The 11,665-nt window shown below is 74.1% G+C and carries 12 protein-coding genes; 6 read left to right on the top strand and 6 right to left on the bottom strand.

The window, feature by feature from the left end; all coding sequences use genetic code 11:
• Positions 1 to 18: 18 nt before the first annotated feature.
• A complete protein-coding gene (locus AC07BS_RS10310) occupies positions 19 to 549 on the top strand; it encodes an NUDIX hydrolase (RefSeq protein WP_478644702.1) in 531 nt (176 codons plus the stop codon).
• Between the two features lie 40 nt (positions 550 to 589).
• On the opposite strand, the gene AC07BS_RS10305 is transcribed toward AC07BS_RS10310, so the two are convergent.
• Complete coding sequence (locus AC07BS_RS10305; protein WP_478644700.1) at positions 590 to 847, bottom strand: hypothetical protein; 258 nt, start codon at positions 845 to 847, stop codon at positions 590 to 592.
• 199 nt (positions 848 to 1,046) lie between these two features.
• Complete coding sequence (locus AC07BS_RS10300; protein ID WP_478645071.1) at positions 1,047 to 1,904, bottom strand: 3-hydroxybutyryl-CoA dehydrogenase; 858 nt, start codon at positions 1,902 to 1,904, stop codon at positions 1,047 to 1,049.
• A 184-nt stretch (positions 1,905 to 2,088) separates the two neighbouring features.
• Between AC07BS_RS10300 and AC07BS_RS10295 the strand changes: the two genes are divergently transcribed.
• The gene (locus AC07BS_RS10295) at positions 2,089 to 3,330 is read left to right on the top strand and encodes a glycoside hydrolase family 10-like protein (RefSeq protein ID WP_478931371.1); all 1,242 of its coding nucleotides are present in this window, start codon (positions 2,089 to 2,091) and stop codon (positions 3,328 to 3,330) included.
• A 27-nt stretch (positions 3,331 to 3,357) separates the two neighbouring features.
• Here AC07BS_RS10295 and AC07BS_RS10290 read toward each other — a convergent pair whose 3' ends face one another.
• Together AC07BS_RS10290 and AC07BS_RS10285 are read right to left on the bottom strand one after the other, a co-directional pair.
• Positions 3,358 to 3,558: a DUF1918 domain-containing protein gene (locus AC07BS_RS10290; protein WP_478644695.1), complete on the bottom strand. Its 201-nt coding sequence runs from the start codon at positions 3,556 to 3,558 to the stop codon at positions 3,358 to 3,360.
• Between the two features lie 121 nt (positions 3,559 to 3,679).
• Positions 3,680 to 4,606: a DMT family transporter gene (locus AC07BS_RS10285; RefSeq protein ID WP_478931369.1), complete on the bottom strand. Its 927-nt coding sequence runs from the start codon at positions 4,604 to 4,606 to the stop codon at positions 3,680 to 3,682.
• Here AC07BS_RS10285 and AC07BS_RS10280 point away from each other — a divergent pair.
• Positions 4,605 to 6,050, top strand: coding sequence for an aminotransferase-like domain-containing protein (locus tag AC07BS_RS10280; RefSeq protein ID WP_478931368.1), 1,446 nt, complete (start codon positions 4,605 to 4,607; stop codon positions 6,048 to 6,050). The two genes, AC07BS_RS10285 and AC07BS_RS10280, sit on opposite strands and share 2 nt — an antisense overlap.
• On the opposite strand, the gene AC07BS_RS10275 is transcribed toward AC07BS_RS10280, so the two are convergent.
• Positions 6,047 to 6,964, bottom strand: coding sequence for a LysR family transcriptional regulator (locus AC07BS_RS10275; protein WP_478931366.1), 918 nt, complete (start codon positions 6,962 to 6,964; stop codon positions 6,047 to 6,049). The two genes, AC07BS_RS10280 and AC07BS_RS10275, sit on opposite strands and share 4 nt — an antisense overlap.
• Positions 6,965 to 7,067: 103 nt before the next feature.
• Between AC07BS_RS10275 and AC07BS_RS10270 the strand changes: the two genes are divergently transcribed.
• Positions 7,068 to 8,507, top strand: coding sequence for an MFS transporter (locus AC07BS_RS10270; protein WP_478644686.1), 1,440 nt, complete (start codon positions 7,068 to 7,070; stop codon positions 8,505 to 8,507).
• A gap of 100 nt (positions 8,508 to 8,607) precedes the next feature.
• Here the strand turns inward: AC07BS_RS10270 and AC07BS_RS10265 are convergent, their stop codons facing one another.
• On the bottom strand, positions 8,608 to 9,123 hold the full coding sequence (locus AC07BS_RS10265) for a MarR family winged helix-turn-helix transcriptional regulator (RefSeq protein WP_478931364.1): 516 nt from the start codon (positions 9,121 to 9,123) through the stop codon (positions 8,608 to 8,610).
• Positions 9,124 to 9,216: 93 nt separating this feature from the next.
• On the opposite strand from AC07BS_RS10265, the gene AC07BS_RS10260 reads away from it, so the two are divergent.
• Both AC07BS_RS10260 and argC read left to right on the top strand, forming a co-directional pair.
• Positions 9,217 to 10,182 carry an NmrA/HSCARG family protein gene (locus AC07BS_RS10260; protein ID WP_478644682.1) on the top strand — a complete coding sequence of 322 codons (966 nt, stop codon included), beginning with the start codon at positions 9,217 to 9,219 and terminating at the stop codon, positions 10,180 to 10,182.
• Positions 10,183 to 10,348: 166 nt separating this feature from the next.
• Positions 10,349 to 11,377, top strand: coding sequence for an N-acetyl-gamma-glutamyl-phosphate reductase (gene argC, locus AC07BS_RS10255; RefSeq protein ID WP_478931361.1), 1,029 nt, complete (start codon positions 10,349 to 10,351; stop codon positions 11,375 to 11,377).
• The last annotated feature ends 288 nt before the right edge of the window (positions 11,378 to 11,665 follow it).

Below are 11,665 nucleotides of genomic sequence, written 5' to 3'. Positions count from 1 at the left end.
GCGGAAGGTGGCAACAACGTGCGTTGGAAGAATCTCAGCGAGCTGACCGTCTACGAGAACCGCTGGTTCCAGGTCAATCTCGCGGACGTCGAACTCCCCGACGGCCGCCATCTCGACCACTTCCTCATCCGGCTGCGGCCCGTCGCCGTGGCCACGGTGGTCAATGCGGCCAACGAGGTCCTGCTGCTGTGGCGGCACCGATTCATCACCGACAACTGGGGCTGGGAGCTGGCGGCCGGCGTCGTCGAGGACGGCGAGGACATCGCCCGCGCGGCGGCCCGTGAGATGGAGGAGGAGACCGGATGGCGGCCCGGCCGGCTGCGGCACCTGATGTCGGTCGAGCCGTCCAACGGTCTCACCGACGCCCGGCACCACATCTACTGGACGGACGAGGCCGAGTACATCGGCGACCCGGAGGACGGCTTCGAGTCGGACCGGCGGGAGTGGGTGCCGCTCAAGCTGGTGCCCGACCTGATCGCCCGCGGTGAGGTGCCGGCCGCCAACATGGCGGCGGCCCTGCTGCTCCTGCACCACATCCGGCTCGGCTGACGCCTCCGCGGCACCGGTCGTTCTCCCCGTGGTTCCGCGCTCACCGGCCGGCCGCCTGCCAGACGGCGACCGCCAGCCCGGCGAGGCCGGTGAGCGCGGCGAGCGACGGCAGCGGCCACCTGCCGTGCTCCAGGGCCCGTACCCGCTCCGTCATCTCCAGGAGATCGCGCTCCGCCTGGTCGCTGCGCTGGGTGAGCAGGGCGAGGTCCCCGTCGATGCGGACGACGCCGACGTCGAGGCTGCGCCTGAGCTCCGCGAGCTCGGCCGCCCCGGCCGCGCGCTCGGGATGGATGGTCACGGTCCGTACCCCTTCCGGAAGAGTCCATGCGTGGTGACGACGATCCGAGTCAACCGTGCGGACGGGCGGGGCGGGAGCGTGTGCGGAGGGTATCCGCGGGTCACCGGCGCACACCCCGTGTGAAGGGCGGCCCCGCCGGATGTCCCGGCGGGGGAGCGGCCGGTGACTGTCGGTCAGCGGACGGCGGGTGGGCGGGCGGTCAGTAGGTGTAGAAGCCCGAGCCGGTCTTGCGGCCCAGCCGGCCCGCGTCGACCATGCGCTGGAGCAGCGGCGGGGCGGCGTACAGCGGCTCCTTGTACTCGGCGTACATGCTGTCCGCGACCGAGGCGACGGTGTCCAGGCCGATGAGGTCGGACAGCCGCAGCGGGCCCATCGGGTGGGCGCAGCCGAGCTCCATGCCGTTGTCGATGTCCTCGCGGCTGGCGATGCCCGACTCGAACATCCGGATGGCGGAGAGCAGGTAGGGGATGAGCAGGGCGTTGACCACGAACCCGGAGCGGTCCTGGGCGCGGATGGCGTGCTTGCCCAGCACCTTGCCCACGAGCGCCTCGGCGCGCCGGATCGTCTCCTCGCCGGTGGTGAGCGCGGGGATCAGCTCCACGAGCTGCTGCACCGGGGCGGGGTTGAAGAAGTGGATGCCGATGACCTTGTCGGGGCGGGAGGTCGCCACGGCCAGCTTCACCAGCGGGATGGAGGAGGTGTTGGAGGCCAGGATCGCGTCCGGGCTGGTCACCACCTGGTCCAGGACCTGGAAGATCTCCGTCTTGACCTGCTCGTTCTCCACGACGGCCTCGATGACCAGGTCGCGGTCGGCGAACTCGCCGAGGTCGGTGGTGAAGGACAGCCGGGCCAGGGTGGCGTCCCGCTCCGCTTCGGTGATCTTGCCGCGTTCGGCGGCCTTGCCGAGGGAGTTGGTCAGGCGGGTGCGCCCCAGCTCCAGCGCGTCACCGGTGGTCTCGGCGACCCTGACGTCCAGGCCGGCCCGGGCGCACACCTCCGCGATGCCCGCGCCCATCTGGCCGCAGCCCACCACTCCGACGCGTGCAATGCCGGCGATTGAGTCTGTCACCTCGTGCCTTTCGCTGATCTTCGTCGATTGCCGCGGGTGGTCGAAGGTCGTCCGGCTCCCGCCTGTCGCAAGACGTTACTCCGCGGGACGCGGTGCCGAGAGGGCCGGGGCGGGCATGCTCTGCGCGAATGGTGTGACACACGAGGCATCCTCGAGCAGAGAGGAGCGACAAATGAGACGTATGACACGAAGAGGGTTCGGTGTGGCCGCCGCGGGCACGATGACGGCGATGCTGGCCGCGGGCGGGGCGGCCGCGGCCCCGGCGCCCGGCGGCGGGCGCCTGAACCGGCGGGAGTTCCGGGGCGTGTGGGCGGCCACGGTCGTCAACGTCGACTGGCCGTCCCGGCCCGGCCTGCCGCCCGAACGGCAACAGGCCGAGCTCCTCGCGCTGTTCGACGCCGCCGTGGCCCACCGGCTCAACACCGTCCTGTTGCAGGTCAGGCCGACGGCCGACGCCTTCTGGCCGTCGCGCTACGAGCCCTGGTCGGAATATCTGACCGGCACTCAGGGCCGGTCGCCCGGCTGGGATCCGCTGGCCTTCGCGGTGCGCGAGGCGCACCGCCGCCGACTGGAGCTGCACGGCTGGTTCAACCCCTACCGCGTCGCCAACCACACCGACCCCTCCCGGCTGACGCCCACCCACCCGGCCCGTGTCCACCCCGGCTGGGTGCTGCCCTACGGCGGCAAGCTCTACTACAACCCCGGCCTGCCCGAGGTCCGGCGCTTCGTGGAGGACGCCATGCTGGACGCGGTCTGGCGCTACGACCTGGACGGCGTGCACTTCGACGACTACTTCTACCCGTACCCCGTGGCCGGGCAGACCTTCGACGACACGGCGGCCTTCGAGCGCTACGGCGCGGGCTTCCCCGACCGCGCCGCGTGGCGGCGCGACAACATCGACCGGCTGGTGCGGGAGACGGCCGAGCGCGTCAAGCGGCGCAAGCGCCATGTGCGGTTCGGCGTCAGCCCCTTCGCCGTCTGGCGCAACCGCGCCACGGACCCGCTGGGCTCCGACACCCGGGCCGGGGTGCAGACGTACGACGACCTGTACGCCGACACCCGTAAATGGGTCCGCGAGGGCTGGATCGACTACATCGTCCCGCAGTGCTACTGGCACATCGGCTTCCCCGCCGCCGACTATCCCAAGCTCCTGGCCTGGTGGGCCGGGACCGTCCGGGGCACCGGTGTCCACCTCTGCATCGGGGAGGCCCTGTACCGGGCCGGCGACCCGGCGCAGCCCGCGCCCTGGCAGGACCCCGCCGAGCTCTCCCGGCACGTCGCCCTGGGCCGGGCGCACCCCGAGGTGGTCGGCAACGTCTACTTCTCGGCCCGGAACGTCGCCGAGGACCGCATCGGCGCGTTGGCGCGCGTGGTGAAGGACCACTACCCCCACCGCGCGCGCCCGCCGCGCTGAGGCCGGGGCCGGTCGCGGCCGGCCGGCCTACCCCAGGTCGGAGGCCTTGCGGTGGTCCACCACGGAGTCGGGGCCCGGCGACATGATCGTCTCGTGGCCGTTCTCGCTCCGGACGCGGTAGGGCGGATTGCCCTGGGGTCCCAGGACCTCGACGATCTCCACCACGTGGTCCTTCTGCCCGACCACACGGCCGTGCACCACCAGACGGTCGCCCTTGCTCGCATGCATCGACGTGACCCTTTCGTCGAGAGATGGGACAGGCGCACTCGGATACTCCCAGCCTAGGTCGGCGGGCGGTATAGGGCGCGTCCGGGAAATCCCCGGCCGCCCGCCGGGGACGGCCCGGCCCTCAGCGCGCGGCCCGCTGGGTCAGCGCGATGCACGCCAGCACGGCGACCGCGGCCACGGGCGCCGCCGGGCTGAGCCGCTCGCCCAGCAGCACGACCGACCAGACCAGGGTGAGCAGGGGCTGGGCCAGCTGGAGCTGGCTGGCTCGGGCCACGCCGATCGCGGCCATGCCCCGGTACCAGATCCACAGCCCCACGAACTGCGAGCCGACCGCCACCCAGAGCAGCCCGGCCACCGTCTGGGTGGTCAGCCGCACCGGTTCGGCCGTCAGGGCGAACGCCGCACCCGCGACGGCCACCGGCAGGCACAGCACCAGCGCCCAGGCGATGATCTGCCAGCCGGGCATCTCCCGGGCCAGCCGGCCGCCCTCGGAGTAGCCCGCCGCGCAGATCAGCAGGGCCCCGCAGAGGTAGAGGTCGCCGCCGGACGGCGCACCGCCGCTCTGCCACAGCGCGAACCCCGCCACCACGACCGCCCCGGTGCCCGCGGCGGCCCAGAAGAGCCGGGAGTGCCGTACCCCGGTGCGCGCCGCCGTGTAGGCGGCGGTCGTCAGCGGCAGCAGCCCGACGATCACGGCCGCGTGGGAGGTCGTGGAGGTGCGCAGGGCGAGGGTGGTGAGCAGGGGGAAGCCGACGACCGTACCGGCGGTGACGATCAGCAGGCCGGGCCACTGGCGGCGGGTGGGCCGCGGCGCCCGGACGACGAGCAGGGCGACGCCCGCGGGCAGGCCCGCCAGGGCCAGCCGGCAGGTGACCGTCGACCACGGGCCGAGCCCCTCCAACGCCCAGGCGGTGCCGGGGAAGGTGAGGGAGAAGGTGACCACCGCGAGGGCGGCCAGCAGCAGGCCGCGGGTGCTCCGGCCGCCGTCGGCCGGCGAGGGGCTCACCGCTATCGCGGAGCGATGAGTAGCGCTATCTTGTGCTGTCATGCATGAGCGTAGCAGCGTCGCGGAATTGGCCGGAATCCTCCGAGGGGACATCAACCGCTACTCTCCAGGTGAGAAGCTGCCGTCCAGTCGTGCCCTCGTCGACCGCTATCGCGTCAGCCCCGTCACCGTCTCCCGGGCGCTGGCCGTGCTCGTCGCCGAGGGCCTGGTCGTCACCCGCCCGGGCGCGGGCGCCTTCCGCGCCGGGCCGCGCCCCGCGCCCGCCGCCGCGGGCGACACCTCCTGGCAGCAGGTCGCGCTCAGCGCCGAGACCGGCGACGAGTCCGTCCCCCGGTCGGTCGACGCGCTCGGCATCGCCTCCAGCCTGGCCGCCCCGCCGCCCGGCGTCGTCGAGCTCACCGGCGGCTACCTCCACCCCACGCTCCAGCCCGAACGCGCCCTGGGCGCCGCCCTGGCCCGCGCCGGACGCCGGCCCGGGGCCTGGGGGCGGCCGCCCCTGGAGGGGGTGGAGGAGCTGCGGGCCTGGTTCGCCCGCGAGATCGGCGGCCCCGCGGGCACCCTGACCGCCTCCGACGTGCTCGTCACCGCCGGCGGCCAGAGCGCCCTGACCACCGCGCTGCGCGCCCTCGCCCCGCCCGGGGCGCCCGTGCTCGTGGAGTCCCCGACCTACCCCGGCATGCTCGCCGCCGCCCGCGCCTCCGGACTGCGGCCCGTGCCCGTGCCCGTCGACGCCGACGGCCTGCGCCCCGACCTGCTCGCCGAGGCGTTCCGGGCCGTACGCGCCCGCGTCCTCGTCTGCCAGCCGCTCTTCCAGAACCCCACCGGCACCGTCCTCGCCGCCGAGCGGCGCGCCGAGGTGCTGCGGGTCGCCCGCGCGGCCGGCGCCTTCGTCATCGAGGACGACTTCGCGCGCCGGCTCACCCACGAGGACGCCTTGCCACTGCCCCCCACCCTCGCCGCCGACGACCCCGACGGCGTGGTGGTGCACGTCTGCTCGCTCACCAAGTTCACCTCGCCCAGCCTCCGCGTCGGCGCCCTCGCCGCCCAGGGGCCGGCCCTGGACCGGCTGCGGGCCATCCAGATCGTCGACAGCTTCTTCGTCCCCCGCCCGCTCCAGGAGGCCGCCCTGGAACTCGTCGGCTCGCCCGCCTGGGCCCGCCACCGCCGTACGGTCGCCGCCGAGCTGCGCGTCCGCCGCGAGGCCCTGCTCACCGCGGTGCGCCGGGAACTGCCGGGCCTCACCGCCACGTTCGTACCGCCCGGCGGCTTCCACGTCTGGTTCCGCCTCCCCGACGGCACCGACGAGAGCGCCCTGGCCGCCGCCGCGCTGCGCGCCGGCGTCTCCGTCGGGCCCGGCCGGCCCTTCTTCTGTGCCGAGCCCCCCGCGCCGCACCTGCGGCTGTGCTTCGCGGCGGCCGCGAGCACCGCCGAACTGGCCGAGGGCGTCCGCCGGCTGCGCACCGCCCACGACGAACTGGCCGGCTAGGGGAGTTCCCGGGCCGTGGCCTCCGGTCCGGCCACGATCCGTGCCACCGCCGCCCGCAGCCACCGGTGCGCGGGGTCGGTGTCCAGCCGTACGTGCCAGGCCATGCCGACGTCGACCGACGGCAGGTCCAGGGGGATCTCCCGGACGGCCAGCGGCAGTTCCCCGGCGGCCCGCGTCGCCACGGCCGCGGGCACCAGCGCCAGGAGGTCGCCGCGCAGCGCCAGGAAGCAGGCGGTGAGGGGCGACGGGACGGTCGCCAGGACCCGGCGGCTCAGCCCCAGGGCCGCCAGCCGCTCGTCGACGACGCTGTGGAAGCGGCCCCGCCGCGAGACGGTGACGTGCGGGACCGCCGCGAAGCGCGCGGGGGTCAGCGGCTCGTCCGCGCCGGGCGCGTCGGCCCGGTGGACCGCCGCGTAGCCGTTCCGGGCCAGGGTCCGGGCGCGTACGTCGGGCGGGAGTTCGGGGAGGTGGCCGATGTCCAGGTCGACGCGGTCGCGCAGGTCCGCCGGGTCCTCGTCCTCCTCCGGCAGGATCCGCAGCTGGATGCCGGGCGCCTCCCGGGCCACCCGCTCGGTCAGGGCGGGCCCCAGGACGAGGGACAGCCCGTCGTTGGTGCGCAGCGTGAACCGCCGCTGGACGGCCGCGATGTCCACCGGCTGCGCGGGCCGGAGCGCGGCCAGCGCCCCGGCCAGGGCCGCCTCCACCCTCGGTCGCAGCTCCAGCGCCCGGGGGGTGAGGGCCAGGCCCCGCCCGGCGGGCACCAGCAGCGGGTCGTCCAGCACCCGGCGCAGCCGGCCGAGGGTGCGGCTCATCGCCGAGGGGGAGACGTTCATCCGGGCCGCGGCCCCGGTGACGCTGCCCTCGCGGAGCAGGGCGTCGAGGGCGGGGAGCAGGTTCATGTCGGGCAGTTGCACGGCCTCATCGTTGCATACGGGTCAAAGCTCCTCTGAGCATTCGGACCTTGTGGTCAAGGGTCGCGCGTTCCAGGATGGACGGGACGAGAAAGCGATGGAACTGATGATCGACACAGCGCAGCGCAACACCGCCCTCCTGGTGGCGGGTTGCTTCTTCATGGAGAACCTCGACGGCACGATCGTGACGACGGCCGCCGCCCGCATGGGGGAGTCCCTGGGCGTCGCCCCGGCCGCGATCGGACTGGTCGTCACCGCCTATCTGGTGACCCTGGCCGTCCTCATCCCCCTCAGCGGCTGGCTCACCGCCCGGTTCGGGGCGCGGCGCGTCTTCCTCACCGCCATCGCCGTCTTCACCCTCGCCTCCCTCGGCTGCGCGCTCAGCGACAGCCTCGGCCCGCTCGTCGCCATGCGGGTCGTACAGGGCGCGGGCGGCGCGATGATGGTGCCGGTCGGACGGCTGATGGTCGTCGCCCGGGCCGACAAGCCCGACATACCCCGGCTGGTGGCCTACATCGTCTGGCCCGCCCTGGTCGCGCCGGTCGTCGCGCCGCTGATCGGCGGACTGCTCACCACCTACGCGGGCTGGCAGTGGATGTTCCTCGTCAACCTCCCGCTCGGCGCGGTCGCCTTCGCCGTCGCGTGGCGGCTGATCGACGCTGCCCCGGCCGGGCCCGCCGCCCCGCCCCTGGACGTCCTCGGCGTCCTGCTCACCTCCACCGGGCTCGGCGCGCTGACGTGGACCGCGCACCTGCTGTCCGAGGCGGGCGCGCCCTGGCCGCCCGCGGCCGCCGCCGGCGCTCTCGCCGCGCTGCTCCTCGCCGCCGCCGCGTGGCACCTGCTGCGCACCGCCCGGCCGCTGGTCGACCTGCGCACCCTGAAGGTGACGACGTTCCGCGCCTCGGTGTCCGGCGGCTCGCTCTTCTGGATCGTCGTCGCGGCCGTGCCCTTCCTGCTGCCGCTGCTCTTCCAGGAGGCCTTCGGCTGGAGCGCGGTGAAGTCGGGCGCCGTCGTGCTGTTCGTCTTCGTGGGCAACATCGGCATCAAGCCCGCGACCACGTACCTGCTCGACCGCTTCGGCTTCCGGCCGCTGCTGCTCGCGGCCACCCTCGGCGTCGGCGCCACGACGGCGCTGTGCGGGCTCCTCACCGCGGCGACGCCGCTCGCCCTCGTGATCGCGGTCGCCGTGCTCGCCGGAGCCGCCCGCTCGCTGGGCCTGACCTGCTATCAGGTCATCGCGTTCGCCGACATCCCGCACGAGCGGATGCGGCACGCCAACACCCTTCAGTCCACCGCCCAGCAGGCGGCCGCGGGCCTCGGTGTCGTCGCCGCCACGGTCGCCCTGCGCGCCGGCGGGCCCCTCGGTGGCCTGCTGCCGGGCGCGCCCGGGCCGGGCACGGCCTACGGTGTGGCGTTCGGCCTGCTCGCGCTCATCTCGCTGGGCGCCCTGGCCGGGGCCCTGTGCCTCCACCCGGCGGCGGGGGACGCGGTGCGCCGTCCGGTGCCCGGCAAGGAGCCGGTGGTGGCGCCGGCCGGGAGCCGGTGACGGCGGGTGCGGCGACGGGTGTGATCCGTACGACATCGCGGGCGGGTGTGGTCCCTCACCGGGGCCGCACCCGCCCGCGTATGGCCGGAAACGATTGCCGTCAGCAGGGGTCCGCCGCCTCGCCCCCGTCCCCGTCCCCGGTCTCGCTCTCGGTCTCGGTCTCGGTCTCGTCGAGCTTCGCCTCGATCGTGGCGCACGCCTCCCCGAAGCGCTCCAGCAGCTCCGGCCCGAGCGTCTCGACGACCAGGGCGCGCACGGACGCCGCGTGCGTCGGCGCCGCGCGGACGATCGCCGCGTAGCCCTGGTCGGTCAGCACGATCTCCGGATAGCGGACGCCCGGCACCGCCTCGCGGCGGACGAGGCCGCGCTTCTCCATGCGGGAGAGCTGGTGGGAGAGCCGGCTCTTCTCCCACTGCGTGGCCCGAGCCAGCTCGACCGCACGCAGCCGCCGCCCCGGCACCTCGGACAGGTTCACCAGGATCTCGAAGTCCTGCGGCGACAGGTCGAACTTCCGCTGCAACTGCCGTCCCAGATGGGTGCTCAGGCGTTTGCTCATGGCCAGGTAGGCCCGCCACGCCCGCTGCTGGGTCTCGTCAAGCCAGGGTTCCTCTGCCATGCGACGCATTCTAGCCATAGGTTGACGCATCAACCCGAGCTCATTACGTTGGTTGTCATATCAACCTGGAGTTCGGAGTTCGGGGAGGACTCGATGAACGAGCAGAAGATCATCGCGGTGGTGGGGGCGACCGGTGCCCAGGGTGGCGGCCTGGCGCGGGCGATCCTGGCGGACCGCGACGGCGGCTTCGCCGTCCGGGCGATCACCCGCAACGCCGGCTCGGCCAAGGCCAAGGCCCTCGCCGACCTCGGCGCCGAGGTGGTCGAGGCCGACCTCGATGACGAGGCCGGGCTGCGCGCCGCGTTCGAGGGCGCCCACGGCGCGTTCGTGGTGACCAACTTCTGGGAGCAGCGCTCCGCCGACGAGGTGCGGGCGCGCACCGCCGCCGAGATGGAGCTGGCCCAGGCCGGCAACGCCGCGCGGGCCGCCCGGGCCGCGGGCGTGCGCCACCTCGTCTGGTCCACCCTGGAGGACACCCGCCCGTTCTTCGGGCTCGGTGGCGAGCGGGTGCCGACGCTCGACGAGGGCCGCTACACCGTCCCCCACTTCGACGCCAAGGCCGAGGCCGACGAGCTGTTCCGCGCGGAGGGTGTGCCGACCACGTTCCTGCGCACGAGCTTCAACTACGACGTCTTCCTCGGCATGATGGCGCCGCGCCGCGACGAGCGGGGCCGCCTCGCGCTCGTCCTGGCCATGGGCGACGCCAAGCTGTCCGGCATCGCCTCCGAGGACGTCGGCCGCACCGCGTACGGGATCCTGCGCCGCGGCGACGAGATGATCGGGCGGACGGTGAGCGTCGCCGGCGACCACCTCACCGGCGAGGAGTACGCGGCCGTCATGAGCAAGGTCTACGGCGAGCCGGTGGCCTACGTCGCGCAGCCCTTCGAGCAGCTGCGGGCGTTCTCCGTCGAGACCGCCAACATGTTCCAGTACTACGCCGAGAACGAGACGGAGTTCGTCGGCGCACGCGACCTCGGCCGGGCCCGGGAGCTCAACCCGGAGCTGCAGTCCTTCGAGGCCTGGCTCTCCGCCCGCGCCGACGCCCTCCCCCGGGGCTGACGCGCGGGAAGCCGAGGGCCAGGACGACCCCCGCGGTCCTGGCCCTCGGCTTTTCGTGGTCCCTCCCGTCCTCGCGGCCGGTTCTTCCGGCCGTTTTTTCGGGTCCTCGTTGCATAAAACTTCCTTCGTTCGTATAGTCATGCTGCATACGGAGGAGGACCGACCCATGGCAATACGAGCGGCAGTGGCCGGAGCGAGCGGATACGCGGGCGGCGAGGTGCTGCGCCTGCTGCTCGGACATCCCGAGGTACGCGTCGGCGCCCTCACCGGGAACTCCAACGCCGGACAGCGCCTGGGCGCCCTCCAGCCCCACCTTCCGCAGCTCGCGGACCGGGTCCTGGAGCCGACGGAGCCCGCCGTGCTCGCCGGGCACGACGTCGTCTTCCTCGCGCTCCCGCACGGGCAGTCCGCGGCGGTGGCCGAGGCGCTCGGCGACGACGTCCTCGTCGTCGACTGCGGCGCGGACTTCCGGCTCGCCGACGCGGGTGCGTGGGAGCGGTTCTACGGCACCCCCCACGCCGGCACCTGGCCCTACGGCCTGCCCGAGCTGCCCGGCGGCCGGGCTGCGCTGAGCGGGACCCGGCGCATCGCCGTCCCCGGCTGCTACCCCACGGCCGTCTCGCTCGCCCTCTTCCCCGCCTACGCGGCGGCCCTCGCCGAGCCCGAGGCCGTGATCGTCGCCGCCTCCGGCACGTCCGGCGCCGGCAAGGCGGCCAAGCCGCACCTGCTCGGCAGCGAGGTCATGGGCTCCATGAGCCCCTACGGCGTCGGCGGCACCCACCGGCACACCCCCGAGATGGCGCAGAACCTCTCCGCCGTCGCCGGGGAGCCCGTGACCGTCTCCTTCACCCCGACCCTCGCGCCCATGCCCCGCGGCATCCTCGCCACGTGCAGCGCCAAGGCGCGCCCCGGCGTCACGGCGCGGGAGGTGCGGGCCGCGTACGAGAAGGCCTTCGAGGGCGAGCCCTTCGTCCACCTGCTGCCCGAGGGGCGGTGGCCGGCGACGGCCCACGTCCAGGGCGCCAACACCGCGCTCGTGCAGGTCGCCCTCGACGAGGCGGCCGGCCGGATCGTCGCGGTGAGCGTGATCGACAACCTCACCAAGGGCACCGCCGGCGGCGCGCTGCAGAGCATGAACATCGCGCTGGGCCTCCCGGAGGAGCTGGGACTGCCCGTCACGGGGGTGGCCCCGTGAACGTCCGCCGGATGCTCGCGACAGCCCTGGCCCGCCTGCTGCCCTGCGAGGGCAGGGACGACCACATGACCACGACGTCGACGACGATGATGATCAGGACCGAGGAGACCCGGTGAGCGACGTACGCGCGGCCACCGGGCCGCAGATGACGACGATGGCCGCGCCGCTGCGCTGCGCGGGCGGAGAAGCGAACGAGGAGACCCGGTGAGCGACGTACGCGCGGCCACCGGGCCGCAGATGACGACGATGGCCGCGCCGCTGCGCTGCGCGGGCGGAGAAGCGAACGAT

Source organism: Streptomyces sp. NPDC044063, from assembly GCF_056434285.1.
Note: the sequence above shows the minus strand (reverse complement) of the source record. Positions and strands in the feature narration are given on the sequence as shown.